The sequence below is a fragment of the Herbiconiux sp. 11R-BC genome, assembly GCF_049472555.1.
Lineage (GTDB): Bacteria > Actinomycetota > Actinomycetes > Actinomycetales > Microbacteriaceae > Herbiconiux.
Genome location: NZ_JBCEBO010000002.1, coordinates 226450 through 251281, shown reverse-complemented (window position 1 = coordinate 251281; position 24832 = coordinate 226450). Strand labels below are relative to the sequence as shown.

Genomic DNA, 24832 nt, shown 5'->3' with positions numbered 1-24832 from the left:
CTACTGCTCCCGCTTGTTCCGTGCGTGGGGTGAAAGCGGTTCAAGGAATTCCTCTCGACGTGAGTGCCCAGAGACTAGCATGGACCTCACTCATCTCACTGGATTCACTATCCTTACCTTCCTCCCGTGGCCCCGGCTCGATAAACTCGATCGTCACCTCGACGACGTCGAGATGGCCACCGTCACCGCCGGCGGCGTCCGCGACGGCGAAAGGCCCCACCCAGGCACCGACGAAGCCGTGGGCCGGATCGGGAACGAGGCTCTCGAGTTGGGCGGTGGCGAGCTCCAGGCCGTCGATGGTCGCGCGCGCGTCGAGGCCGCGGAGCTCGATCCGGAGCTCGGCGCGAAGCCCGCGCCCGGGCTGCTCGCCGATCGTGCTGCTCCGGCCGCCCTCGGTCAGTACGCAGCGCGCCGTGCCGTCGTGACCGATGCTCAGTTCGAGCTGCGCCTGCGCGCTCGTGCGCAGCAGCAGGCCGCCGCGCAGAGGGGTGGCGGCGCCGCTCAGCTCGACGACAGCGCTGATGTCGGCGTGCTCCGCGGGAAGTCGTCGGCCGAGGAACGACTGGGCGCCCTGCGTGGTCGGCTCGGCGCCCGCGCGCAGCCGCACGTGGCCCGCCCGCGCGGTCAGGTCGGCGAAGGTGGCGGGCTGGCGGCCGACGCCGTTCCAGGCGAGGTCGAGTCGGGGCCCGTCGAAGTCGTCATGGAACCGCATGGGCTGCGGAGCCTGGTCGGGCACCCCGTCGGCCTCGACGACGGCGAGCACGCGGCCATGGCCCGGCGCGAACACGGGGCGCCGGTTCTCCCAGCCGACGGGCACGAGACAGGTCTGCCGCCCGAGCAGTCCGTCGACGCCGTCGGTGCTCCGGGTCGCCAGCACCGTCGCCCAGGTGCGGCCGCCGGCGTCGTCGACGAGGTCGGCGTGCCCGACGGCGGCGATCGGCGCGCTGCGCCCGAGGTCGCGATGGCTGAGCCGTGGATTGCCGGGGTCGCCCCGGTAGGGTCCGCCGATCTCGTCGGCGTAGGCGACGCACACCGCGTGCTCGAGGGAGGTTCCCCCCTCGGCGGCCACGAGCATCCAGCCGCCGCCCGGCCGGGGGAAGAGGTGAGGGCCCTCGGCCCAGACGGCCCCGTGCAGCGCCCCGCTCCAGATCGCCACCGGAGGGGTGATCGGCTGGAGGCTCGCTGCGTCGAGGCCGGCCAGCCAGACCTCCGTCTGTCCCGGCCACTCCGGCCGGGCGGTGAGCCTCGTTCCGGTGAGCCAGACGCGGTCGCCGTCGAAGGTGAGTGAGGGGTCGATGCCGCCGACGCCGTCGATCCAGACCGGGTCGGACCACGGACCCGCCGCATCCGTCGCCGTCACCACGAAGTGGCCGGTGCGCCCGGCCCAGCTGCCGTCGTCGGGACCCACGACGGTGCACACCACGAAGAACCGCCCGTCGTGATGCCGGATGGTCGGGGCGAAGAGCCCCGAGGACGAGGGGATGCCCGCGAGCTCGAGCTGACCGGGCCGGTGGATGGCGTGGCCGGCGGGAGTCCAGTCGACGAGGTTGCGCGAGATGTGCACCGGCAGGCCCGGCAGGTACTCGAAGGTGGAGGTCACGAGGTAGAACTCGTCGCCCACGCGGCACACGCTCGGGTCGGGGTGGCAGCCGGGCAGGATCGGGTTGAGGTAACGGCCCACGAGGGCTCCCTTCTAGTGGTGCGGCGCGCCGCTCAGCGCGGCGGGTTCCTCGGCGGCGAGGTCGTGGCTCGGGTGACGAGCCGGGTGGGCATGAGCACGTGGGTGGTGGGCAGCTCTTCTCCGGCGATCAGTGCGGTGAGCATCTTCGCGGCGGTCTGCCCGATGCTCTGCATCGGCTGGCGCACGGTGGTGAGCGGGAGGGTGAGGCGGGATGCCTCGGGCACGTCGTCGAAGCCCACCACCGAGAGGTCGCCCGGCACCTCCAGTTCGAGGCCGCGGGCGACGTCGATGATGGCGATGGCGGAGAGGTCGTTGGCGGCGAACACCGCGGTGGGCCGGTCCTGCTGGGTGAGGAGGCTCTGCGCGGCGGCGCGGGCGGTGTCGGCGTCGTAGAAGCCCACCCGCACGAGGCCCGGGTCGAAGGCGATGCCCGCGGCCGAGAGGGCGTCACGGTAGCCCGCATCGCGGAGCCGCGACGACTTCAGGTCGGGCCGGCCCGCCACGAACGCGATGCGGCGGTGCCCGAGCCCGATCAGGTAGTCGGTGGCCTCACGGGCGCCACCCCGGCTGTCCGATTCGACGGTGGGCAGGTCGGCGCGGCCGGTGTGGGGGTCGACGGCCACGATCGGAACGTCTGCGGCCACGTTGACGACGGTCGGGGTCACGATGATGGCGCCGTCGATGAGGGTTCCGCTCAGTCTGCTGAGTGAGCGCCGCTCCCAGCCCTCGCCGTCGCCCTGACGGGAGCCGCTGTAGGCGAGGAGGTCGTAGCGGGAGTCGCGGAGGCCGGTGCTCACACCCTTGAGGATCTCGGCGCTGAAGGGCTCGAAGTCGGCCACCAGCACCCCGATCACGCTCGTGCGACGCGATCGCATGCTGCTCGCCACGAGGCTGGACTCGTAGCCGAGTTCCGCCACCACCTCGAGCACCCGCACGGCGGTGTCGGGCGCCACGCCGTAGCGGCCGTTGACCGCCTTCGACACCGTCGCCACGGAGACGCCCGCCGCCGAGGCGACGTCGTGGATCGTCGCCCGCGCCATCATGCGCCGAATTCTATGCCCTTGGAAAATGATTTCGAAAACGTTTGACGAGCCTCCGGCCGATTGCGACACTGATGACGCCTGAGCGGCGGGAAAGACCGGAGACGGCATTCCTCTGGAGCCGCTCCGGGCGCAACAACCCTTCACCATGCACCAGCACCGCATCCGCGGAACGACGGATGCGCCTCAATGAAGAGAGCAGGTTCACCTCACATGCGACGCACCAAGATACTGGCGGGATCGACCGCGATCCTCCTCAGCGCCCTCGCCCTCAGCGGCTGTGCCGCCGGCGGCAGCAGCAGTTCGACGGGAGACACGGTCACCCTGACGTTCTGGCACAACTCCACCACCGGCCCTGGCAAGCAGTACTGGGTCGACACCGCCGCGGCGTTCGAGGCCCAGCACCCGAACGTGAAGATCGAGATCCAGTCCGTGCAGAACGAGGAGATGGACGGCAAGCTCCAGACCGCGCTGAACTCCGGCGACGCCCCCGACATCTTCATGGCCCGCGGCGGAGGAAAGCTCGCCGACGTCGTGAAGGCCGGCCAGGCCATGGACCTCACCTCGGGCCTCACCGACGCCTCGAAGACCGCGGTCGGCAGCTCGCTGTCGGCGTTCGAGGTCGACGGCAAGAACTACGGCGTTCCGGTCGCCGTGCTGCCCTCGGGCATCTTCTACTCCTCCGACCTCTTCGCGAAGGCCGGCGTCACCACGCCGCCCAGCACGATCGCCGAGCTCGAGAGCGCCGACCAGAAGCTCCGCAGCGCCGGCATCGACCCCATCGCGGTGGGCGCGAAGGATGCCTGGCCCGCCGCGCACTGGTACTACAACTTCGCCCTGCGCGCCTGCTCGAAAGACGTGCTCGACGCCGCGGCGTCGAGCCGCAGCTTCGACGACCCGTGCTGGCTCGAGGCCGGCAAGAACCTGCAGGACTTCATCAACACGCAGCCCTTCAACAACGGCTTCCTCACCACGGCCGCGCAGCAGGGGGCCGGATCGTCGGCCGGTCTGCTGGCGAACCACCAGGCCGGCATGGAGCTCATGGGAGCGTGGGACCCGGGTGTGATCGCCTCGCTCACCCCCGACACGAAGGCCCTCGCCGACCTCAAGTGGTTCCCGTTCCCCGCCGTCTCGGGCGGCCAGGGCGATGCCGGCGCGATGATGGGCGGGGTCGACGGCTTCAGCTGCTGGGTCAACGCCCCGAAGGAGTGCGTGGACTTCCTCAACTTCATGGTCGAGAAGAGCAACCAGGAGGCCTACGCCACGGCATTCCAGACGCTGCCGGCCTCGCAGGAGGCCCAGAGTGTGGTCACCGACCCGGCGTTGAAGGACGTGCTGGCCGCCTACAACAAGGCCCCGTACGTCGTGGTCTGGCTCGACACGCTCTACGGCCAGAACGTGGGCAACGCGCTGAACGTGGCGGTGGTCGACATGTTCGCCGGCAAGGGTGACGCGCAGGGGATCGTCGACGCGGTCAACGCGGCGGCGGCGAAGTCCTAGGAGACGACGATGGTCTCGCTCCACGAGGAGAAGCGGGTCACCGCGACCGCCTCTCGCCACACCGTGCCCGCAGGGGGGAGCGCTTCGGCGCTTCCCCCTGCGGGGGTGTCCGCCCGGCCCGGCGCCGGCGGTCGCCGCGCCCGCTGGGTGAAGCGCGGGGAGCTGTCGCTGCTGATCGGGCCGGCGCTCATCGTGTTCGTCGCCTTCGTGATCTTCCCGGTGGCGATGGCGGCCTACTACGGCTTCTTCAGCTGGTCGGGCTACGGCCCCGCGACCGACTTCGTCGGCTTCCGCAACTACATCACCATCCTCACCGACCCGGCCTTCCACGAGGCGCTCGGGCACAACGCGTTCATCGTCGTGATGTCGCTCGTGCTGCAGGGGCCGCTCGCTCTGGGCCTCGCGCTCCTGCTCAACCGCAAGCTGCGGTTCCAGTCCCTCATCCGGGTGCTGATCTTCGTGCCCTACGTCATCTCCGAGGTCGTGGTCGGGCTCGGCTGGAGCCTGATGCTGCAGTCCGACGGCGCGCTCAACGGCCTGCTCGAGAAGATCGGGCTGGGCGGGCTCTCCACCGACTGGCTCTCCGACCCGGGCATCGCCATCTGGACGCTCCTGGTGATCATCACCTGGAAGTACGTCGGCTTCGCCGTCATCCTGTTCCTGGCCGGCCTGCAGGGGATTCCCGAAGAGCTCTCCGAGGCGGCGGCGATCGACGGGGCGAGCTACTGGCAGATCCAGCGGCACATCGTGCTGCCGCTGATGGGGCCGACGCTGCGCATCTGGGCCTTCCTCTCGATCATCGGCTCGCTCCAGCTCTTCGACCTGGTCTGGATCATCTGGGGCCAGTACGTGGCCTCGACGGCCGGGACCTCGACCATGGCCACGTACATGGTGGCCAACGGGCGCAACGCCGGCAGCTACGGCTACGGCAGTGCCGTCGCGCTCGTGATCTTCCTCATCTCTCTCACGGTCGCGCTGCTCTACCAGCGCTTCGTGCTGCGCCGGGACACCGCCGGCGCCCTCACCGGAGGTAAGAACTGATGGCCGTAGCCACCCTCGCGCCGGCGCCGCGCCGCTCGACCGCGCTCGCACCGCGGAAGAGGACGACGTTCGCGATCTACTTCGTCGCCCTCGTGCTCGTGGGCCTGATGCTCGCGCCGGTCGCGTACATCATCCTCGGCGGGTTCCGCTCGAACTCGGAGATCACCGTCGACCCCGCGGGCCTGCCCGTCACCTGGCAGTGGTCGAACTACACCGACGTGCTCACGAGCGGGGTGTTCTGGGGGCAGGTGGGCAACTCGGCCATCGCCGCCGTCACCACCACCGTGCTCGTCGTCGGTCTCGGCCTGATGGCCGCGTTCGCCCTGTCCCGCTACACCTTCCGGGGCCGGGGCGCCGTCTACGCCCTCTTCACGGCCGGCCTCATGTTCCCGATGACGGTGGCCATCACGCCGCTCTACATCCTCGTGCGCAACCTCGGCCTGATGAACTCGCTCGCCGGCGTGATCGTGCCGCAGATCGCGTTCGCGCTGCCGATGACCATCATCATCCTGGTGCCCTTCCTGTCGGCCATCCCGCAGGAGATCCAGGAGGCCGCGGCCATCGACGGGTGCAGCCGCCTCGGGTTCTTCTGGCGGATGGTGCTGCGCCTCTCGGTCCCCGGGGTGATCACGGTGAGCATCCTGGCCTTCATCGGCAGCTGGAACTCCTACATGCTGCCGCTGTTCATCCTGAACAACGAGGCCGCCTACACCTTGCCGCTCGGCACGCAGGCCTTCGCCTCGCAGTACGCCGTCGACACGGCCAAGGTGCTGGCGTTCACCTCGCTCTCCATGATTCCGGCCCTCATCTTCTTCAGCCTGTTCGAGCGCCGCATCGTCGGCGGCCTGACCGGCGCCGTCAAGGGATAACGCGTGACGATCGATCAGACACCGGCCGAGCCGGCTCTCACCCCCGTATCCACACGGGTCGCCGGCATCCTCGCCGAGATGACCCTCGAGGAGAAGCTCGCGCAGCTCGTGGGCTTCTGGGTCGACCAGGGCGACGAGGTGGTGGCGCCCATGGCGGGCGAGATGGCCACCTCCACGCGCTACGAGGATGCGACCGCGCACGGCATCGGGCACCTCACACGGGTGTACGGAACGCGACCCGTCGAGCCGCTCGAGCGCGCACGCTGGCTCTGGGCGGAGCAGAGGCGGTTGCAGTCGCAGACCCGGCTGGGCATCCCCGCCCTCGTGCACGAGGAGTGCCTCACGGGGCTCGCGGCGTGGAAGGCGGCGACGTTCCCGACCCCGCTCGCCTGGGGGGCGGCCTTCGACCCGGAGCTCGTCGAACGGCTGGGCCGGGCGATCGGCCGGTCGATGCGCGAGCTCGGCATCCACCAGGGCCTCGCGCCCGTGCTCGACGTGATCCGCGACCCCCGGTGGGGCCGCGTGGACGAGTGCATCTCCGAAGACCCCTATGTGGTCGGCACCATCGGCACCGCCTACGTGCGGGGGCTGCAGGGCGAAGGCGTGCACGCCACCCTCAAGCACTTCGTGGGGTACTCCGCCTCGCAGGCCGGGCGCAACCATGCGCCGGTGAGCCTCGGGCGGCGCGAGCTCGAAGACGAGTTCCTGCCGCCGTTCGAGATGGCGGTGCGCTCCGGGGCGGTGCGGTCGGTGATGAACTCCTACACCGAGGTCGACGGCGTGCCCGTCGCCGCGTCGACGGAGTACCTCACCGGCATCCTCCGCGACCGCTGGGGTTTCGACGGCGTCGTGGTGTCGGACTACTTCTCGGTGGCCTTCCTGCAGACCATGCACGCCATCGCGCGCGACCGCGGTGAGGCGGCGCAGCTCGCGCTCGAGGCCGGCATCGACGTGGAGCTCCCGAGCGGCGACGCGTACCTCGAGCCCCTCGCGGAGCGCGTGCGCGACGGGCGCACGCCGGAGTCGCTGGTCGACCGCGCGGTGCTGCGCGTGCTGACCCAGAAGGAGGATCTCGGGCTGCTCGACGCCCGCTTCGACGAGGCGCCGGAGGCCGTCGATCTCGACGACGCCGCCCATCGCGCGATCGCCCGCGAGCTCGCCGAACGGTCCATCGTGCTCGTCTCGAACGACGGCACGCTGCCGCTCGGCGGCGACGGTCGGGGTTCCGCCCCCGCGCGTATCGCGCTCATCGGCCCCAACGCCGACAGTGCCGAGGCGCTGATGGGCTGCTACTCCTTCGCCAACCACGTGCTCGCGCACCACCCCGGACTGCCGATCGGTTTCGCCATCCCCACCGTGCGCGAAGCGATCGCGGCGCGGTATCCGGATGCCGCCATCGCCGGCGTGCAAGGCTGCGCGGTCGACGGCACCGACCGGGCGGGCATCCCGGCCGCCGTCGAGGCCGCACGCGAGGCGGACGTCGCCCTCGTCGTGGTGGGCGACCGAGCCGGGCTCTTCGGCCGCGGCACCGTCGGCGAAGGGAACGACGTCGAGTCGCTCGAGCTCCCGGGCGTGCAGCGCGAGCTCGTGGAAGCGGTCGTCGCCACCGGCACCCCCGTCGTGATGATCGTGCTCTCCGGTCGTCCGTACGCCATCGGCTGGGCCCTCGACGGCGAGCCGGGCGCAGTGCCCGCTGCCGTGGTGCAGTCGTTCTTCCCGGGAGAGGAGGGGGCGAACGCGCTCGCGGCGATCCTCGCCGGAGACCGCGACCCCTCCGGGCACCTGCCGGTGTCGCTTCCGCGCTCGGCCGGGGCCCAGCCGTACAGCTATCGGCATCCGATCCTCGGCGGCCCCAACGAGGTCACGAGCGCCGACAGCACGCCGGTGCGACCCTTCGGGCACGGGCTGAGCTACACCGAGTTCGTGCGGAGCGGGCTGCGCGTCGACCCGATCGTGCCGACGGACGGCACCATCGAGGTGACCGTGCGCGTGCGCAACGCGGGATCGCGCGCAGGCGCCGACCTCGTGCAGCTCTATGCGCGGGATGTCGTCGCCAGCGTGACCCGTCCGGTCGCGCAGCTTCTCGGCTACTGCCGGGTGGAGCTGCAGCCCGGCGAGGAGGCGCTCGTGCGCTTCGAGGCCCCGGCGGCCCGCCTGGCCTTCACCGACCGCCGGTTCGAGCGCGTGGTGGAACCCGGCCGCATCGAGCTGTGGGTGGGCGGATCGTGCGAGCACGAGGAGACGACGGGGTCGTTCGAGTTCGTGGGGCCGGTGCATCCGGTCGGCGGGGAAGCCCCCGCGGTCACGCGCGCGGCGATCGTGCGCCGCACGGGGGGCTCACCCGACTGACACACCGGTGCGCACGCACTCCCGCGCTCTTCCCGGGGCATCTCTTGCGCATTCCCGCCGAATGACTCAGTATCGCCGGGTGAGCGACATCGCGAAGACCGGCATCGCCGACCGCCTCGCGCCCCGCCACACGATTCCCGAAGACGTGCTGGCCGTGCTCGCCGGAACCGTCACGACCTCGCTCGGGCTCTTCCTGCTGAAGACCGCAGGCGCCGTGACGGGAGGCACGGCCGGCTTGTCGTTGCTCGTCGGCTACGCGACCGGGGTGCCGTTCGGGCTGCTCTTCTTCGCGGTGAACCTCCCGTTCTTCGCGCTCGCGCTGTGGAAGAAGGGAATCGCGTTCACGCTGCGCACCGTCGTCGCGGTCACCATGATCTCGGTGTTCTCGGCCCTCATGCCGACGGTCATCGGTCTCGAACACCTCGACCCCGTGTACGGGGCCCTCGTCGGGAACCTTCTCGCCGGGGTGGGGATGCTCATCCTGTTCCGCCACGGATCCAGTCTCGGCGGGTTCAACATCCTGGCTCTGATCCTGCAGGAACGACTGGGCTGGCGCGCCGGCTACGTGCAGATGGCACTCGACGTGGCGGTGGTGCTCGCCTCCTTCGCGGTGGTGCCCCCGCTCGTGGTTCTGCTGTCGGCGGCCGGAGCGGTGGTGCTGAACCTCGTGCTGGCGCTCAATCATCGGCCGGGCCGATACCGCGCTTGACCTGCTCATGTGCCCCTCATAGGGGGCACAAATGTTGCTGTGGTGTCGTGGAGCACATGCCCCTACGCGCCAAGAATCCTCTGCTGCTGCTCGCCGGGATGGCCGCGGTGACGGCTCTGGCCCTGACCGGATGCGCGGCGGGCGCCTCGTCGGACGCCCCCGTCGCCGCGGCGGCGGGCTCCGGGGAGGACGCGGCCGCGGCGGGTGACATCGTGGCGGTCGCCTCGCTCTCGCCGGCCTCGGGGTCGCTCAGTGGAGGCACCACGGTCACCGTCGCCGGGCACGGCTACACGGCGGGGTCGGCGGTCGTCTCCGTCTCGTTCGGGACCGAGCCCGCGGCATCCTTCGCCGTGGTCGACGACGGCATGCTCAGCGCCGTGACGCCGGCCGCCCTCGACTTCGCGGTGGGCTCGGTGCCCGTCACCGTCACCCTGGCCGATGGCTCGCAGGTCACCTCGCCGGCCTCGGCGCAGTACGCCTACGAGATCGTCACGCCCGTCGACAGCGAGATGAGCTACGCCTTCACCTATTGGAAGGACTACAACCTCGACGCCTGGAGCGTGTTCAGCGACAACGACTGCGGCAACTTCGTGAACCAGGCGATGGTCGCGCGCGGCTGGGAGCAGAGCGCCGACTGGTACAGCGACTACGCCACGACCGGCGACTACAGCCTCAGCTGGATCCGCGGCAACGAGATGGACGACTACTACGCCTCGCGCCCCGACACCACGCGCCTCACGCTCGAGCAGCGCGACCAGGTGAAGATCGGCGACGTCGTGATGTTCGACTGGGATCCCGCGAACGAGAACGGCGTCGACCACACGATGATCGTGTCGAAGGTCACGAAGAACGCCGACGGCACGATCTCGATCGGCCTGGTCGGCCACACGGTCGACGCCCAGTACCGCGACCTCGACACCGCCATCACCGTCGAGAACCCGGGCGGCACCGCGCACTTCTGGAGCATCGCCTAGAACCGGATGCCGCAGGCCTCCGCGGCGCCGGCCGGCTCGCATTTGGTGGTACCCTGGGTGACATGAAAGAACCAGGGGTGCGGGAACCCCGCGGCTACCGCATGTCGGCGCGGGCCGACTCCGCCGAGCACACGCGCGAGCGCATCGTCGACGCGATGCTCGAGCGTTTCGCCACGACGCCCTACGAGCGCATCCGGCTCGACGACGTGGCGGCCGACGCGGGAGTCGCCGTGCAGACCGTCATCCGGCGCTTCGGCGGCAAGGGCGGGCTGATGATCACGGTGGTCGAGCGGGAGCTCGGCCGGGTCGCCCTCGCGCGGGAGCAGGTGATCGCGGTGACGCCCGCCGACACCGTCGCCGCCCTGGTGGGGCACTACGAGCGCTACGGCGACCTCATCCTGAAGACCCTCTCGGAGGCGGCGCTCGTCGACGGCCTCGCCGAGCTCGCGGCCCAGGGGCGCGCCGACCACGTGGAGTGGTGCCGGCGCGCGTTCTCCGGGCACATCGTTGCCACCGACGACGACGTCCGGGCGCGACGGCTCGCCCAGGTGGTGGCGGTCTGCGACGCCACGACCTGGCGCATCCTCCGCCACGACGGCGGTCTCACCCCCGCCGAGACCGAGCGGGCCTTGCTCGAGCTGCTCGACCCCCTCCTCCGCCCCTGAACCCTCTTCGCGAGTCGCCAAAAACGGCCCTATAGCCAGTCGGGTAGGGCGTTTTTTGGCGACTCGCGAGGAGGACCAGGCCCGGAGGACTAGGCGTTCAGCGCGGCGTCGACGATGAGCTTGGCCTCCGCCTGCACGGCCGCGAGGTGCTCGGGGCCCACGAAGCTCTCGGCGTAGATCTTGTACACGTCCTCGGTGCCCGAGGGGCGCGCGGCGAACCAGGCGCGGTCGGTGACGACCTTCACGCCGCCCACGGCCGCACCGTTGCCCGGCGCGTGCGAGAGCTTCGCGATGATGGGGTCGCCCGCGAGCTCGGTGGCGGTGATGGCGTCGCCGTCGAGCTTCGCGAGCACGGCCTTCTGCGCCTTCGAGGCCGGCGCATCCACCCGCTCGTAGACGGGCGAGCCGAACTCCGCGGTGAGCTCGGCGTAGAGCTGCGACGGCGTCTTGCCGGTCACGGCGAGGATCTCGGAGGCCAGCAGCGCGAGCAGGATGCCGTCCTTGTCGGTGGTCCAGACCGAGCCGTCGAAGCGGAGGAAGGAGGCGCCGGCCGACTCCTCGCCGCCGAAGCCCACGGAGCCGTCGATGAGCCCGGGCACGAACCACTTGAAGCCCACCGGCACCTCCCAGAGGGTGCGGCCGAGTGAAGAGGCCACGCGATCGATCATCGAGCTCGAGACGAGCGTCTTGCCGATGGCCGCATCCGGCTGCCAGCCCTCGCGGCGCGAGTAGAGGTACTGGATGGCGACGGCCAGGTAGTGGTTCGGGTTCATGATGCCCGCATCCGGAGTCACCACGCCGTGCCGGTCGGCGTCGGCGTCGTTGCCCGTGGCGATGTCGTAGTGGTCGCGCCGGGACACGAGCGAGGCCATGGCGTAGGGGCTCGAGCAGTCCATGCGGATCTTGCCGTCCCAGTCGAGCGTCATGAACGCCCACTGCGGGTCGACCGTCTCGTTCACGACCTCCATGTTGAGTCCGTAGCGGTCGCGGATGAGCTCCCAGTACTCCACGCTCGCGCCGCCCAGCGGGTCGGCGCCGATGTGGATGCCCGACTTGGCGATGGCGTCGAGGTCGATGACGTTCACCAGGTCGGCCACGTAGTGCTCGCGGAAGTCGTAGGTGCCGTTCGGCGTTCCGGCCCCGCGCTCGACGCGCGCGACCTCGACCAGGCCGGCCGCGATGAGCTCGTTGGCGCGGTTCGCGATCCAGCCCGTCGCATCCGAGTCGGCCGGCCCGCCGTGCGGCGGGTTGTACTTGAAGCCGCCGTCGCCGGGCGGGTTGTGGCTCGGCGTCACGACGATGCCGTCGGCCTGGTCGTCGTGGCCGGCCTTGTTGTAGGCGAGGATGGCGTGCGAGACGGCGGGCGTGGGCGTCCAGCTTCCGCGCGAGTCGGTCCACACTGTCACGCCGTTGGCGTTCAGCACCTCGAGGGCGGTGTCCTCGGCGGGCTTGGAGAGCCCGTGGGTGTCGCGCCCCATGAACAGCGGGCCGGTGATGCCCTGGGCGGCGCGGTACTCCACGATCGCCTGCGTGATGGCGGCGATGTGGTCTTCGTTGAAGGCCGTGTTGAAGCTCGAGCCGCGGTGACCGCTCGTGCCGAAGATCACCTTCTGCTCGGGGTCTTCCACGTCGGGGTGCAGCTCGTAGTACGCGGCCACCAGGGCCTCGACGTCGATCAGGTCTTCGGGAAGGGCCACTGTGCCGGCGCGCTCATGCATGCCCCAAGTCTGGCACCCCGCGCGGGCCCGCGCACAAGTCTCCGCGGGAGGGGCGGATAGGCTCGGGGCATGGCGGAGACGTACAGCTACCTGGGCCCGAGCGGCACTTTCACCGAGGCCGCCCTGGCGCAGGTCCCCGAGGCCGCCGGCAAGGAGTGGCGCTCGGTCAACAACGTCGGCGAGGCCTTCGACGACGTGGTGTCCGGCCGCAGCGTGGCCGCCATGATCGCCATCGAGAACTCGATCGAGGGCGGGGTGACCGCCACGCTCGACGCGCTCGCGAACATCCCGGGCCTGCGCATCGTGGGCGAGTACCTCGTGCGGGTGCAGTTCGTGCTCGTGGCCCGCCCGGGAACGACGCTCGACGAGGTGCGGGTGGTGAACGCGCATCCGGTGGCCTACGCCCAGACGCGCGAGTGGCTGGATGCGCACCTGCCGACCCACGGGCACATCCCGTCGACCTCGAACGTGGCCGCCGCCCTGGCCCTGTTCGAGAACGACCTCGCGGATGCGGCCGTCGCGCCCCCGCAGATCGTGCAGCACCACGCGCTCGAGGTGCTCGCCGAGAACATCGCCTCGAACGAGAACGCCGTCACACGCTTCGTGCTGGTGTCGCGCAGCACGGCGCTGCCGCCGGCGACCGGCGCCGACAAGACGAGCATCATCGCCGAGCTGCCCGACGACCGCGCCGGCGCCCTGCTCGAGCTTCTCGAGCAGTTCTCGACCCGGGGCGTGAACCTCTCGCTGCTGCAGTCGCGGCCCATCGGCGACGCCCTCGGCCGGTACCGCTTCGTGATCGACGCCGACGGCCACATCACCGACGAGCGGGTGGCGGATGCGCTGCTCGGCGTGCGCCGCTTCAGCCCGCACATCATCTTCCTCGGCTCCTACCCCCGCGCCGACGGCGCCCCCGTGGAATACGTGCCCCGCTACGACAACGAGGTCTTCGTCGAGGCCCGCGACTGGCTCCGAGCCCTCATCGCCGGCGAACCCGAGGCCTGACCCCGCCCCGTCTCTCCCCTCCCCTCACTCCCCTCCGCCCGACGAAAAGCAAGGAGATTCCGGCAGACACGCCGAGTGGAGACGGCTGGGGCCGGCGTGTCGTGCTCGAACTCCTTGTTTTTGGGGAGAGGCCGAGTCGGGGATGGAGCCGGCGGGGGTCAGGCCGAGACGCTCGAGCGGTCGCGGTGGGCCAGGTAGCGGATGGCGTTCGCCGGGATGGAGACCCAGCCGGGGCGGTTGCGGGCCTCGTAGCTCACCTCGTAGAGCGCCTTGTCGAGCTCGAAGGCGTCGAGCAACGCGCGCTGGGCGCGCAGCTCGCAGCCGGAGCGGGCGATGTAGCCGTCGAGGAAGGCATCGCGCGCCTCGTGCGACCAGGCGCTCGCCGCCGCGGCGTGCGGGCCGCCGGCCAGCGATCCGGCCACGTAGTCGAAGGAGCGCAGCATGCCGGCCACGTCGCGGAGCGTCACATCCGGTTCGTTGCGCTCCACGAGCGGCCGCAGCGGCTCACCCTCGAAGTCGAGCAGCACCCAGCCGCGCCCCGGCACCGCGAGCACCTGCCCGAGATGGTAGTCGCCGTGGATGCGCTGGAACGCCGGCCACTCGGCCGCGCCGGCGAGGCGGAAGACCGCCTCCACCGCCTCACGCTCGGCCGTGAGCGCCGGCACGTCGGCCATGGCCTGCTCGGCCCGCTGCCGCATGCTCGCGAGGATGCCGGCGATGTCGTCGGTGGAGGCCCGGCGCACCGGGAAGAGTCGCGCGAGCTCGGTGTGCACCTGCGCGGTCGCCTCGCCGAGCGCGCGCGCCGGTGCGGCGAACGACTCCCCCGCCTCGGCTGAGCGCAGGGCCACGCGCCACGCGTCCTCGACTTCGGGGATGAACTCCTGCGCGAAGGCGAGATGCCCCGTGGCCGAACCGGAACCCACCCGCGGGTCGTGCCAGCTGCCCGTGACGTTGCCCACGGCCCGCGGAACCAGCCGCGAACCCGCGTCGGAGAGGGCGGACTGCACCACCACATCCGGGTTCGCGCCGTCGGAGAGCGCGCGGAACACCTTGCAGATCACCGGCCCGGCCGGCTTTCCGTTCGGGTGCACGAGGTCGTAGATGATCGAGGTGTTCGACTGCTCGCCGCGCAGCACGTGCGAGTCGGAGACGCGGATGTCGGCGCTCGTCAGCGCGTGATGGCCCATGGCGTCGGCGTCGTCGTAGTGCTCGCTCACCTCCACCTCGTCGTCGAGCATGAGGGCGAGGAGGGCCCGGGTGTAGGCCGGGTCGTGCGGTGCGTCGTAGACGAAGACGGGTTTGCCGTCGATGGTGGCGCGCTCGATCAGGGCACGGTCGCCCCCGAGCAGGGTCGACCCGCGGAACGACAGGGGCACCTGGTACAGCACCGGATGCGCGGCCGATTCGTCGAGGATGAGGTGCGTTTCGAGGCCGACCTGATGCCGGTGGTCGACCAGCGACCACATGCCGACGCGGGACAGGACGGGATGCGCGGCCGAGGATGCGAACCAGCGTTGGCGCTGAATCCAGTCCGCAAGCGCCGGTCGTACTTCCCGGGTAGGGGGAATGCTCACCGTGGAGACGCTCATGTGTCGGACACTACGCCCGGGGGAGGCGAACTGAAAGGCCTAGACCCCTGAAGGTCTGCTCCGAATGACGCTCGGGGCCGGAGGAGCTACTCCGAGTCCTCGTTCTTCTCGGCGGCGAGGATCGCTTTGCCCAGCTTCTCGTCCTTGATGCGCTTGTTCTCGGCGCGAACCTCGGCCTGGGTGGCGCGCTCGGTGACGAGCCAGGCCGGGGGAGACTGCAGCAGGGCGGCGATCTCGGCGGTGGTGAGCGCATCCGTCACGCCCGCGCGGGCGAGACCCGAGATCGAGACGCCGAGCTTGCGGGCCACGATGTCGCGCGGGTGCGGTCCCTCGAGACGCAGCTGCACGAGCCACTCCGGCGGGGTCTCCAGCAGCGTGTTGAGGGTCGCGCGGGTGACCGGCGCCTCCTGGAACTCGGCCGGAGCCGCGGGCAGGTAGATTCCGAGCTTCTTCGCGGCCGTCGCCGGCTTCATGGTCTGCGGTGTCTTCTCGGGGCTCATGGGCCCAGCGTATCCTGGGGTCATGGCCTTTCGCGTCGCCTTCGTGCCGGGGGTCACACCCACGAAGTGGTTCCGCATCTGGGCGGAACGCCGGCCCGAGGTGCCGATCGAGGCGGTCCCCGTCGAGGAGAGCGCCCAGCTGAGCGTGCTGCGCGACGACCTGGCCGACGTCGTGTTCGCGCGCGGGCCCGTCGACGGCGAGCTGCGCGCCATCCGGCTCTATTCCGAGGTGCCGGTGGTCGTCGTGCCGAAGGACCACGCGATCGCGGCCCTGGGTGACGACGAGGCGATCGACGTCGCCGAGCTCGCCGACGAGCGGATGCTCGAGATCGCGGCCGGTCCGACCGGCGGGGCGGATGCCGTCGAGCTCGTGGCCGCGGGCGTGGGCCTCCTGATCGTGCCGAAGTCGGTGGCCCGCCTGCACGGCCGGCGAGACGTGGAGTCGCGGCCCGTGACCGGGGTGCCGGAGACCGAGGTCGCGCTGGTGTGGGAGGCAGAGAAGCACACCGAGCTCGTGGAGGAGTTCATCGGGGTGGTGCGCGGCCGCACGGCCAACAGCTCGCGCATGACCGCCGCCGAGGTGGAGGAGCTGCGCCGCCAGAAGCCCACCGCGAAGGCGAAGGCCAAGGCGGCCGAGGCGCGCGCGGCGGCCGCGAAGGCCCAGCCCAAGGGCAAGGGCGGCGGCGCGGGCAAGGGCAAGCCGCGCCCCGCCTCCGGCCGTTCCCCCCGCACCTCGGGCCGCGGCCGCCGCGGCTGACCTCCTCGCGACTCGCCAAAAAGCGCCCTAAACCGCGCGCTATTGGGCGCTTTTTGGCGAGTCGCGAGGAGGGACGCGGGCGGAGAGAAGCGCGAGGGCCGAGGGGGAGGTCTCAGGCGGAGTGGTCCGGGGCGGAGTGGTCCGGGGCGGGGAGGTCCGGGGCGAGGAGGGCGGTGTCGTCGGCCGGCACGCGCACCGCGAGGCCGGCGGGGTGCACCCAGGTGTGCACGGCGATCGCGGTGCCGAAGGCGTCGCCGTCGAGCTGGATCTCCTGCTCCAGGTCGAGCGTCAGCTCGAAGTCCTTTCCGGTCGCGTAGCGCACCGAGCGCACGTCGTGCACGAGGTCGATGATCTTGCGCCCGGCGGCCGACTTCCGCAGCACCCCGTTCTCGAAGGCGAGCTTGTTCCACACCTTCAGCCAGCCGAAAGGGCCCTCCGGCCGCAGGGTGACGATGTCGAGGTGCCCGTCGTCGGGGCGCGCATCCGGAATCAGCAGCAGCCCGCCCGGCAGCAGCCCGCAGTTCCCCACCATCACCGAGTGCGCGGTGGTGCTGCGCCAGGGCGAGCCGTCGAGGCTGTAGCGCAGCTTCACGGGCTTGAGGGTGGGGATGGCCCGGCCGATGCCGTCGACGTAGGCCAGCCAGCCCACGGCCTTCTTGAGCTTCACGTTCGTCTTCGCGATCATCTTCGCGTCGATTCCGAGCCCCGCCACCACGAGGAAGACGTGCTCGCTGGCGGTGCCGTCGCCGCGGGTGATGCGGGTGATGCCGAGGTCGATCATGCGGTCGGCCCCGGTGAACACCGACGAGACCGCGAGTTCGACGTTGGTGAGGTTCATCTCGATGTTGCGGGCGAGCAGGTTGCCGGTGCCGACAGGGAGCAGCCCGAGTGCGACGCTCGAGCCGCGCAGTCCCTCGGCGACGCAGCGCACGGTTCCGTCGCCGCCCGCCGCCATCACCACGGAGGCGCCGGCCGCGATCGCCTCGCGCGTCACACCCTGCCCGGGGTCGTCGACCGTGGTCTCGAACCAGAGCGTCTCGCCCCAGCCGTTGGCCTTCTCGGCCGCCTCGATGATCGGCAGCAGCTTCGCCGCGTCGACCTTGACCGGATTCACCACGATCGCCGCGCGGGGGCCTGCCGCCGCGTCCGCATCCGTCCCCACGGACTCACCGTACCCGCAAAGTAGGATGATGCTGTGATCGATCCAGTACTCCTGCGTGAATCCCCCGATGTCGTCAGGAACTCGCAGCGTGCGCGCGGTTCATCGGTCGAGCTCGTCGACGTGGCCCTGGCCGCCGACACCGAGCGCCGAGCGGCCATCCTCGAGTTCGAGAACCTGCGCGCCGAGCAGAACGCCTTCGGCAAGCAGGTGGCCGCCGCTCCCAAGGAGGAGAAGAAGGTTCTGGTCGCCCAGGCGCAGGAACTCGCCGCGGCCGTCAAGGCCGCCAGCCAGAGGGCGACGGATGCCGAGAACGCGTTCACCGAGACCGCCCGGCAGATCCAGAACATCGTCGTCGACGGCGTGCCCGAGGGTGGCGAAGAGAACTTCGTGACGCTGCGCGAGGTGGGCACGAAGCCCGTGTTCGACTTCGAGCCGCGCGACCACGTGGAGCTCGGCGAGACCCTCGGTGTCTTCGACCTCGCCCGCGGGGCGAAGGTCTCGGGCGCCCGCTTCTACTTCCTCACCGGCATCGGGGCGCGGCTCGAGCTCGCGCTGATGAACCTCGCGCTCGACCGCGCGCTCGAGGCGGGTTTCGTGCCGCTCATCACGCCCACGCTCGTGCGGCCCGAGACCATGGACGGCACCGGCTTCCTCGGCGAGCACGCCGACGAGGTCTACTACCTGCCCGCCGACGACCTCTTCCTCACCGGAACGAGCGAGGTGGCGCTCGCCGGATTCCACATGGGCGAGATCCTCGATCTCGACCCGAAGAAGCCCGAGGAGCCGGGGCTGCGCTACGCCGGCTGGTCGACCTGCTACCGGCGCGAGGCCGGTTCGCACGGAAAAGACACCCGCGGCATCCTGCGCGTGCACCAGTTCAACAAGCTCGAGATGTTCAGCTACGTGCTGCCCGAGAACGCCGAGAAGGAGCACGAGGCGCTGCTCGGCTACCAGGAGCGGATGCTCACCGACCTCGGCCTCGCCTACCGCGTGATCGACGTGGCGGCCGGCGACCTCGGCTCGAGTGCCGCCCGCAAGTTCGACACCGAGGCGTGGGTGCCGTCGCAGGAGACCTACCGCGAGCTCACCTCCACCTCGAACTGCACGACCTACCAGGCCCGCCGCCTCGACACCCGCTACCGCACCGAGTCGGGCAAGACCGCGCCGGTCGCCACGCTCAACGGCACGCTCGCCACCACGCGGTGGATCGTGGCGCTGCTCGAGACGCACCAGCAGGCCGACGGCTCGGTGGTGGTGCCGGAGGTGCTGCGGCCGTACCTCGGCGGGCTCGAGCTGATCGTCGCGAAGTGAGCGACGCATCCGATGCCCCGACGGGGACCGACGGCTGGCTGATCGCCCTCGACATCGACGGCACGGTGCTGCACGAAGACGGCTCGCTGAGCGACATCGTGGGCGCCGAGGTGCGCCGGGTGGTGGCCGAGGGCAACGTGGTGATGCTCGCCACCGGCCGCTCGGCCGCGCACACGCTGCCGGTGCTCGCGCAGCTCGACATCGCGCCGCAGTACGTGGTGTGCGCGAACGGCGCCGTCACCATGATGCGCGACCCGTCGGCGCCGCTGGGCTACCGGCAGGAGCACGTGGAGGTGTTCGATCCGGGGCCGGTGCTCACCACCATCCGCTCGCACCTCGCCGAGGCGGTGTTCGCGGTCGAGGACGACCACGGCCAGTTCATGTACACGGGCGACTTCCCCGCGGGGGTGCAGGGCGAGGGCAACCGCCGGGTCGCGTTCGAGGAGCTGCTGGGAATCGAGGCCACCCGCGTGGTGGTGATCTCGCCCGACCACGACATGGAGGACTTCCTGAAGGTGGTGGAGCGGATGGGCCTGCACCGCGTGTCGTACTCCATCGGCTGGACGGCGTGGCTCGACATCGCCCCCGACGGCGTGAACAAGGCCACCGGGCTCGAGCGCGTGCGGTCGCGGCTCGGCATCCCGCGTTCGCGCGTGATGGCCGTGGGCGACGGCCGCAACGACATCGAGATGTTCCGCTGGGCCGGCACGGAGGGCCGCGCGGTGGCCATGGCGCAGGCGCCCGAAGACGTGATCGCGGTCGCGACCGAGGTCACCGCCTCGATCGACGACGACGGCGTCGCCGCGGTGCTCGCCACGCTCTGAGCGCATCGCGCTAAACTCGACCCCGATCGCCTCGGCGATCAGGAGGGCTGTCCGAGCGGCCGATGGAGCCAGTCTTGAAAACTGGTGGGCAGAAATGTCTCGCGAGTTCGAATCTCGCGCCCTCCGCTCCGCGATCCACGGTGGTGGGGGCGTGTTCGACTACTGTCGTCTCAGAACAGTCCGGCGAGCGCTCCGGCTGAACGGGGGAGGCGAATGGCGAGCTCGGCCGAGCCCCTCGAGCGCACGCGGCGCCTGCCCTATGCCCAGCTTCTCTTCGCCCTGGCCGTGGCCATCGTGCTCGGGTTCGGGCGCACGATCGATCCGTCGGCCCTCACCCCGGTCGCGAGCTCGGCGGCCGCCGCGATCGTCGGGCTGACCGTCGCTCAACTCGTGGTGTGGCGGATGCCGCGACTCGGCGACGGGCTCTGGCTCGCCGTCATCCCGCTCCTCGACCTGCTCTGCTGCGCGCCCATCCGGGCCGGGCTGGTGGGGGTGCTCCCGGCGGTCGGCATCATCGTCGCGTTCCCGATGGTGTGGCTGGCCTTCTCGTTCCCGTGGCCGCTGGCGGTGGCCGGGGTGTGCGGGGTGTTCTTCGTGACGGCGTATCCGTTCATCGCCGCCGGGCAGCCGCCGCAGAGCTTCGCCCAGTGGGCCGTGGTGCTGACGCTGCCGATCATGGTGACACTGCTCGGCGCGCTCTCGTTCGCGGTGGCCCGGCAGCTGAGCCGCACCCAGACCGCGCTCACGAGCGCCTCGGGCCGGATGCGCGAAGCCGTGCGCTCGACCGCGGCGAACGCCGCCACGATGCGTGCCATCACCGACACCACCGCGGACGCCATCGCGATGTTCGACCGTGAAGGACGGCCACTGCTCGTGAACTCGCTCGCGCGCGAACTCGCGGAGCACGGGGGCGTCACCACGGAGCTGCGTCCGATGGCGGAGGCGGCCGACGTCTTCGACGTCGACCGGACGACCCGGATCGACATCGGGCCCGAAATCGTGCAGCTCGCGCTCGCCGACGAGTTCGACGGCCCCCGCCAGGTCTGGGTGGGCCCCGCGGGCCGGCAGCGGGCGATCTCGTTCCTGGCCCGCCCGGTGCGCGACTCCGAGGGGGAGGTGCTCGGCGCCATCGTCGTGGGGCACGACGTCACGGCCCTCGTGGAAGCGGTCGAGGTGCGCGACCACTTCCTCGACACGGTCGGCCACGAGCTGAAGACGCCGCTGACGACGATCCTCGGGCACGCTGCGCTGCTCAGTGCCGAGACGGGAGCCGTCGCCCGCTCCGGCGCGGCCATCGAGCGGGCGGGGGAGCGGCTTCTGGGCGTGGTGAACCAGTTGCTCGCGGCGAGTCGGAGCGACTTCGCCGAGGCGGTGCTCGAGCCGGTGCCGCTGGCGCCGATCGTCGAGGGTGCCCGCGCGCGCTTCGCCGGCGAGGCGGCCGCGAAGGGCGTCGGCCTCGCCGTGGTCGACGACGAGGCGCGCTGGGCGATGGCGGATGCCCGCGATCTGGCCCAGATCGTCGAGGTGCTCGTGTCGAACGCGGTGGCCTTCACCCCTCCCGGCGGCAGCGTGACGGTGCTGGTGCGCGACGTGGGCGACGACGTCGAGGTGGAGGTGCGCGACACCGGCGTGGGCATGACCCCCGACGAGCTGCGCCAGGCCGCCGATCCGTTCTATCGCTCGCCCTACGCCGAGGAGCAGGCCATCCCGGGCCTCGGCCTGGGGCTGACGCTCGCCACGCGGCTCGCCGCCTCGAACGGCGGAGAGCTCAGGCTTGAGCCCGCGGCGATCGGCACCCGCGCGATGCTGCGCGTGCGATCGGCCTGAGCGGGGTCGCCCGGCAGTTCTCCGGCCCGACCCCCCGGTCGTGGKGRGSGGRKGSGGGSCCCGGCCACGCGCATCCGCTCACCTCCCTCAGGCCGCGAGCAGCGCATCCAGCCGCTCGTAGCCCTCGACCACGCCGCGCTCCATGCCGTTGGCGATCATGCCGTCGCGCGCCTCGATGCTCGGGAACACGCTGTGCCCGGTGAGGCGCGTGCGGCCGTCGCCGAGGTCGTGGAAGCGCAGCGACTCGAGGCTGGCGACATCCGGAATCCCTTCGAACTCGAAGGTCTGCACGATGAGCTCGTTCGGTCGCACGACGTGGAAGACGCCGTTGAAGGCGAAGCTGTCGCCGGCCGGAGAGCTGTGCACGTAGCGGTAGCGGCCGCCCGTGGTGAGGGAGTACTCGTCGACGGTCATCTCGTAGCCGTTCGGGCCGAGCCACTGCTTCACCAGCTCGGGGTCGGCGTAGGCGGCGAAGACGGCGTCGACGGGGGCGTCGAACTCCCGCACGATGTCGATGAAGGGCGTGCCCTCGGGGGCGGTGATGGTGACGGGATTGCTCATTTCTTCTTTTCCTGTTCAATCGGTGTTGCGGGTTGTCCGGTGGTGCTGTCCGGCTGGGCGAGGAGGGCGTCGAGGCGGCGGAACTGCTGCTCGTGCGCCAGGCGATAGCGGTCGATCCAGGCCGTGAGCCGCTCGAGCGCGGCCGGGGCGAGATGCACCGGCCGGCGCTGGGCGTCGCGGCTGCGCGTGACCAGCCCGGCGGCCTCGAGCACCTGGATGTGCTTCGAGACCGCTTGCACCGTGATGCTCACCGGCTCGGCGAGCTCGTTCACGGTGGCCGGGCCGCGGCTCAGGCGCGCGATGATGCCGCGCCGCACCGGGTCGGCGAGGGCGAGGAACGCGCGGTCGAGCTGCTCGTCGGTGTCGCCGGTCAGCGCGTTCGCGTCGCTCATGATCAACCAATCTCTTTATCAACTAATACATTGAATATAGGCACGAGGGGTCGACAAGTCAACCCTGCCTATGGGACTCTCAGTTTCATCCGCAATCATGGAAGGTCCGCTTACCCGCGCTTCCACGCCCCGACCCCTTTCCGACAACCCCGGGATCCCGCCCCGTCATGACTCATCCGATCGCCCGTCACGGCCGTTTGAAGACCCCGCATCCCTTCGCGCTCGTGGCGAAGTTCGTGGGTGTCGCGGCGCTCGTGGTCGCGGTCAGCGGTGCGGCCTTCGCCGGCTACGCCACCTGGAGCGTCTCGAGCGAGGTGCAGACCGTCTCGCTCGCCGGCGACACCGGCGGGCCGCCCCCGCAGCTCTCGGCCATCGACGGCGGCGTGAACCTCCTGCTCGTCGGCAGCGACAGCCGGCAGGGCCAGGGGGATGCCTACGGTGAGACCGAGGGCAACCTCAACGACGTCACGATGCTGCTGCACATCGCGCAGGACCACTCGAACGCCACCGTCGTGAGCTTTCCGCGCGACATGGTGGTGCCCATCCCCTCGTGTCCTGACCCCACCGGGGGGAGTTTCGACGCGATGGAGGCGCAGCCCCTCAACGTCACGCTCTCCTACGGCGGCCTGCCCTGCACCGTGCTCACCATCGAGGCCCTGACGGGGCTGAGCATCCCGTTCGCCGCCGAGATCCAGTTCAACGGCGTGATCGAGATGTCGAACGCGGTGGGCGGCGTGCCCGTCTGCGTGGCGGAGCCGATCGACGACGACTACACCGGCGTGCACCTCGCCGCCGGAACGCACACGCTCGCGGGCATGGATGCGCTGCAGTTCCTGCGCACGCGCCATGGCGTGGGCGACGGCAGCGACCTCGGGCGCATCTCGTCGCAGCAGGTGTTCCTGTCGTCGCTCGTGCGCACCATCAAGTCCGACTCCACACTGTCGGACTTCTCGAAGCTCTACGGCATCGCGCGCGCCGCGTCGGGCAACATGCAGCTCTCGAAGAGCCTCGCCTCGGCCGACACGCTCGTGTCGATCGCGCTGGCGCTGAAGGACATCCCGCTCGAGAAGGTGACCTTCGTGGCGTATCCCGGCACCACCGGCGGCTCGGGGGTCTACGCCGGCAAGGTGCAGCCGCTCGCCGACGATGCGGCGGTGCTGTTCACGGCGATCGCGGCCGACCAGCCCGTGGCGACCGCCGGGGGTGCGAACCTCGGGCTCGGAGCGGTGGCCGACCCGAGCGCGCCGGCGTCGTCGGCTGCCGCAGATGCGACTGCCGCTGCTCCGGATGCTTCTGCTCCGGAAGCTTCGACGTCCGCTCCGGATGCCGGCACGCCGGCCTCCACGTCCGCCCCTGCCGGTGCGGCGACCGCCCTGCCGCCCTCGATCACGGGCCAGAGCGCGGCCGAGTACTCCTGCTCGAAAGGCAACGACGGCTGAACCGGGGCATCCTGGGCAGTGGCGTGACGGATTCGCTCCGTCGGTTATGATGGCTGAGGCGCAAGCCAAGGAGACGTCGCATAGTTCGGCCTAGTGCACCACCCTGCTAAGGTGGAGAACCCTTTATTGGGTTCCGTGGGTTCAAATCCCACCGTCTCCGCACCCTCAGACCCTCGGAGATCCATATTAATAAAGGGGCCGGAGGGGGTCTGATCTCGTTTCTGGCTCTAGTCTGACCACATTCTGACCACATTCGTTTCTGAAAGCACGTGGTCAAGGCGTATGGCAACTTCGTCGAACCGGTCGCGCCTCATGTAATCGCCGCCTGCGGCCGGGAACACCAGTTCAGCTGGTCTCTTACATGGTCACCCAGTCCGTCGCCCGGTCCGGCGAGACGGCCGGCGCTCGCGCCTTGCAGTCGCTCATGGTCGCGCTGCGCCCCCTCGAACGGTGGATCAGCAACGATGGATGGTCATACTCCGAGCCCAAGGCATTCCTCACAGTGGTCGCACTCTCGCCAGTAGACGATTCTCGGGCGCGACTGGGGCGTCCTCCTCATGCTCGACCTACGGATTCGAAACTGCCCGCAGCGCCGGCATGGGCCTGATACTCGTCGTGCAGAATCCCGCGGGAATTTCTAATGACGAGACCCGCCGCCGCGCACTCACCAGCGGCGCGGCACTCATCTTTGGGCGTTCCAAGGACCCCGGCCAACTGCGCAGTTTGGAGTTGCCCTGGTCTGGCGCGTTGTCTTGAGGCTTCTTGCGCTCGCCGATCGATGGGCGATGACCGTTGATCCGGGCGAATGTCAGCCATCCGGCTGAGGTGAATTGGTAGCCCCGATCGGAGTGAATGATGCAGCCCACCGGTGGCCGCCTGACCCGGATCGCGTCCGCGAGTGCTTTCATCACGGTCTCGGGTG

General features: G+C 70.5%; 22 protein-coding genes and 2 tRNA genes. 15 read left to right on the top strand and 9 right to left on the bottom strand.

Going from position 1 to position 24832, the window contains the following annotated elements:
• Positions 1-40: 40 nt before the first annotated feature.
• Positions 41-1681: a family 43 glycosylhydrolase gene (locus tag VD659_RS06300; RefSeq protein WP_423260277.1), complete on the bottom strand. Its 1641-nt coding sequence runs from the start codon at positions 1679-1681 to the stop codon at positions 41-43.
• Positions 1682-1713: 32 nt separating this feature from the next.
• Complete coding sequence (locus tag VD659_RS06295) at positions 1714-2724, bottom strand: LacI family DNA-binding transcriptional regulator (RefSeq protein WP_423260276.1); 1011 nt, start codon at positions 2722-2724, stop codon at positions 1714-1716.
• Positions 2725-2934: 210 nt separating this feature from the next.
• Between VD659_RS06295 and VD659_RS06290 the strand changes: the two genes are divergently transcribed.
• From VD659_RS06290 to VD659_RS06260, 7 genes are all read left to right on the top strand, one after another.
• Complete coding sequence (locus VD659_RS06290; protein WP_423260275.1) at positions 2935-4221, top strand: extracellular solute-binding protein; 1287 nt, start codon at positions 2935-2937, stop codon at positions 4219-4221.
• Positions 4222-4230: 9 nt separating this feature from the next.
• Positions 4231-5262 (top strand): carbohydrate ABC transporter permease, encoded by a 1032-nt coding sequence (locus VD659_RS06285; protein ID WP_423260274.1) that lies wholly within the window; start codon positions 4231-4233, stop codon positions 5260-5262.
• Complete coding sequence (locus VD659_RS06280; protein ID WP_137836537.1) at positions 5262-6131, top strand: carbohydrate ABC transporter permease; 870 nt, start codon at positions 5262-5264, stop codon at positions 6129-6131. Before VD659_RS06285 ends, VD659_RS06280 begins: the two co-directional genes overlap by 1 nt.
• 78 nt (positions 6132-6209) lie before the next feature.
• Positions 6210-8480 (top strand): glycoside hydrolase family 3 N-terminal domain-containing protein, encoded by a 2271-nt coding sequence (locus VD659_RS06275; RefSeq protein WP_423260689.1) that lies wholly within the window; start codon positions 6210-6212, stop codon positions 8478-8480.
• 79 nt (positions 8481-8559) lie between these two features.
• Entirely contained in the window at positions 8560-9189 is a 630-nt protein-coding gene (locus VD659_RS06270) for a YitT family protein (RefSeq protein WP_423260273.1), read from the top strand.
• 56 nt (positions 9190-9245) lie between these two features.
• A complete protein-coding gene (locus VD659_RS06265) occupies positions 9246-10163 on the top strand; it encodes an amidase domain-containing protein (RefSeq protein ID WP_423260272.1) in 918 nt (305 codons plus the stop codon).
• Positions 10164-10225: 62 nt separating this feature from the next.
• Positions 10226-10828 carry a TetR/AcrR family transcriptional regulator gene (locus VD659_RS06260; RefSeq protein ID WP_423260271.1) on the top strand — a complete coding sequence of 201 codons (603 nt, stop codon included), beginning with the start codon at positions 10226-10228 and terminating at the stop codon, positions 10826-10828.
• A gap of 89 nt (positions 10829-10917) precedes the next feature.
• Here VD659_RS06260 and pgm read toward each other — a convergent pair whose 3' ends face one another.
• On the bottom strand, positions 10918-12546 hold the full coding sequence (gene pgm / locus VD659_RS06255) for a phosphoglucomutase (alpha-D-glucose-1,6-bisphosphate-dependent) (RefSeq protein ID WP_423260270.1): 1629 nt from the start codon (positions 12544-12546) through the stop codon (positions 10918-10920).
• A gap of 69 nt (positions 12547-12615) precedes the next feature.
• Here pgm and pheA point away from each other — a divergent pair, with 69 nt between their 5' ends.
• The gene (gene pheA / locus VD659_RS06250) at positions 12616-13548 is read left to right on the top strand and encodes a prephenate dehydratase (protein WP_423260269.1); all 933 of its coding nucleotides are present in this window, start codon (positions 12616-12618) and stop codon (positions 13546-13548) included.
• Positions 13549-13706: 158 nt separating this feature from the next.
• Here pheA and VD659_RS06245 read toward each other — a convergent pair whose 3' ends face one another.
• Both VD659_RS06245 and VD659_RS06240 read right to left on the bottom strand, forming a co-directional pair.
• Positions 13707-15137, bottom strand: coding sequence for a maltokinase N-terminal cap-like domain-containing protein (locus VD659_RS06245; RefSeq protein WP_423260267.1), 1431 nt, complete (start codon positions 15135-15137; stop codon positions 13707-13709).
• Positions 15138-15223: 86 nt separating this feature from the next.
• Positions 15224-15637, bottom strand: coding sequence for a DUF5997 family protein (locus VD659_RS06240; RefSeq protein WP_423260266.1), 414 nt, complete (start codon positions 15635-15637; stop codon positions 15224-15226).
• A gap of 22 nt (positions 15638-15659) precedes the next feature.
• Between VD659_RS06240 and VD659_RS06235 the strand changes: the two genes are divergently transcribed.
• Positions 15660-16394, top strand: coding sequence for a LysR substrate-binding domain-containing protein (locus VD659_RS06235; RefSeq protein WP_423260265.1), 735 nt, complete (start codon positions 15660-15662; stop codon positions 16392-16394).
• Between the two features lie 112 nt (positions 16395-16506).
• Here the strand turns inward: VD659_RS06235 and VD659_RS06230 are convergent, their stop codons facing one another.
• Positions 16507-17556 (bottom strand): diacylglycerol/lipid kinase family protein, encoded by a 1050-nt coding sequence (locus VD659_RS06230; protein WP_423260264.1) that lies wholly within the window; start codon positions 17554-17556, stop codon positions 16507-16509.
• Between the two features lie 33 nt (positions 17557-17589).
• On the opposite strand from VD659_RS06230, the gene serS reads away from it, so the two are divergent.
• From serS to VD659_RS06210, 4 genes are all read left to right on the top strand, one after another.
• Positions 17590-18867, top strand: coding sequence for a serine--tRNA ligase (gene serS / locus VD659_RS06225; protein ID WP_137836524.1), 1278 nt, complete (start codon positions 17590-17592; stop codon positions 18865-18867).
• Positions 18864-19691, top strand: a complete 828-nt coding sequence (locus VD659_RS06220) for an HAD family hydrolase (RefSeq protein WP_423260263.1) — start codon at positions 18864-18866, stop codon at positions 19689-19691. The genes serS and VD659_RS06220 overlap by 4 nt, the downstream gene beginning before the upstream one ends.
• Positions 19692-19732: 41 nt before the next feature.
• A tRNA-Ser gene (locus VD659_RS06215) sits at positions 19733-19817 on the top strand.
• Between the two features lie 87 nt (positions 19818-19904).
• Positions 19905-21518: a sensor histidine kinase gene (locus VD659_RS06210; protein ID WP_423260262.1), complete on the top strand. Its 1614-nt coding sequence runs from the start codon at positions 19905-19907 to the stop codon at positions 21516-21518.
• An 87-nt stretch (positions 21519-21605) separates the two neighbouring features.
• On the opposite strand, the gene VD659_RS06205 is transcribed toward VD659_RS06210, so the two are convergent.
• The gene (locus tag VD659_RS06205) at positions 21606-22079 is read right to left on the bottom strand and encodes an SRPBCC family protein (RefSeq protein ID WP_423260261.1); all 474 of its coding nucleotides are present in this window, start codon (positions 22077-22079) and stop codon (positions 21606-21608) included.
• Positions 22076-22471 (bottom strand): ArsR/SmtB family transcription factor, encoded by a 396-nt coding sequence (locus VD659_RS06200; RefSeq protein WP_423260260.1) that lies wholly within the window; start codon positions 22469-22471, stop codon positions 22076-22078. Before VD659_RS06200 ends, VD659_RS06205 begins: the two co-directional genes overlap by 4 nt.
• 167 nt (positions 22472-22638) lie before the next feature.
• Here VD659_RS06200 and VD659_RS06195 point away from each other — a divergent pair, with 167 nt between their 5' ends.
• Both VD659_RS06195 and VD659_RS06190 read left to right on the top strand, forming a co-directional pair.
• On the top strand, positions 22639-23910 hold the full coding sequence (locus VD659_RS06195; protein WP_423260259.1) for an LCP family protein: 1272 nt from the start codon (positions 22639-22641) through the stop codon (positions 23908-23910).
• A 69-nt stretch (positions 23911-23979) separates the two neighbouring features.
• Positions 23980-24070 (top strand) — tRNA-Ser (locus tag VD659_RS06190).
• A gap of 406 nt (positions 24071-24476) precedes the next feature.
• On the opposite strand, the gene VD659_RS06185 is transcribed toward VD659_RS06190, so the two are convergent.
• The gene (locus VD659_RS06185; RefSeq protein WP_423260688.1) at positions 24477-24818 is read right to left on the bottom strand and encodes a hypothetical protein; all 342 of its coding nucleotides are present in this window, start codon (positions 24816-24818) and stop codon (positions 24477-24479) included.
• Between the last annotated feature and the right edge of the window lie 14 nt (positions 24819-24832).

Excerpts from the sequence above, each read along its gene's own strand:
- VD659_RS06295 (WP_423260276.1), bottom strand. The coding sequence starts at position 2,724 with ATGATGGCGCGGGCGACGATCCACGACGTCGCCTCGGCGGCGGGCGTC.
- VD659_RS06290 (WP_423260275.1), top strand. The coding sequence starts at position 2,935 with ATGCGACGCACCAAGATACTGGCGGGATCGACCGCGATCCTCCTCAGC.
- VD659_RS06285 (WP_423260274.1), top strand. The coding sequence starts at position 4,231 with ATGGTCTCGCTCCACGAGGAGAAGCGGGTCACCGCGACCGCCTCTCGC.
- VD659_RS06280 (WP_137836537.1), top strand. The coding sequence starts at position 5,262 with ATGGCCGTAGCCACCCTCGCGCCGGCGCCGCGCCGCTCGACCGCGCTC.
- VD659_RS06275 (WP_423260689.1), top strand. The coding sequence starts at position 6,210 with ATGACCCTCGAGGAGAAGCTCGCGCAGCTCGTGGGCTTCTGGGTCGAC.
- VD659_RS06265 (WP_423260272.1), top strand. The coding sequence starts at position 9,246 with ATGCCCCTACGCGCCAAGAATCCTCTGCTGCTGCTCGCCGGGATGGCC.
- VD659_RS06260 (WP_423260271.1), top strand. The coding sequence starts at position 10,226 with ATGAAAGAACCAGGGGTGCGGGAACCCCGCGGCTACCGCATGTCGGCG.
- pgm (WP_423260270.1), bottom strand. The coding sequence starts at position 12,546 with ATGCATGAGCGCGCCGGCACAGTGGCCCTTCCCGAAGACCTGATCGAC.
- pheA (WP_423260269.1), top strand. The coding sequence starts at position 12,616 with ATGGCGGAGACGTACAGCTACCTGGGCCCGAGCGGCACTTTCACCGAG.
- VD659_RS06245 (WP_423260267.1), bottom strand. The coding sequence starts at position 15,137 with ATGAGCGTCTCCACGGTGAGCATTCCCCCTACCCGGGAAGTACGACCG.
- VD659_RS06240 (WP_423260266.1), bottom strand. The coding sequence starts at position 15,637 with ATGAGCCCCGAGAAGACACCGCAGACCATGAAGCCGGCGACGGCCGCG.
- VD659_RS06235 (WP_423260265.1), top strand. The coding sequence starts at position 15,660 with ATGGCCTTTCGCGTCGCCTTCGTGCCGGGGGTCACACCCACGAAGTGG.
- VD659_RS06210 (WP_423260262.1), top strand. The coding sequence starts at position 19,905 with ATGGCGAGCTCGGCCGAGCCCCTCGAGCGCACGCGGCGCCTGCCCTAT.
- VD659_RS06205 (WP_423260261.1), bottom strand. The coding sequence starts at position 22,079 with ATGAGCAATCCCGTCACCATCACCGCCCCCGAGGGCACGCCCTTCATC.
- VD659_RS06200 (WP_423260260.1), bottom strand. The coding sequence starts at position 22,471 with ATGAGCGACGCGAACGCGCTGACCGGCGACACCGACGAGCAGCTCGAC.
- VD659_RS06195 (WP_423260259.1), top strand. The coding sequence starts at position 22,639 with ATGACTCATCCGATCGCCCGTCACGGCCGTTTGAAGACCCCGCATCCC.
- VD659_RS06185 (WP_423260688.1), bottom strand. The coding sequence starts at position 24,818 with ATGAAAGCACTCGCGGACGCGATCCGGGTCAGGCGGCCACCGGTGGGC.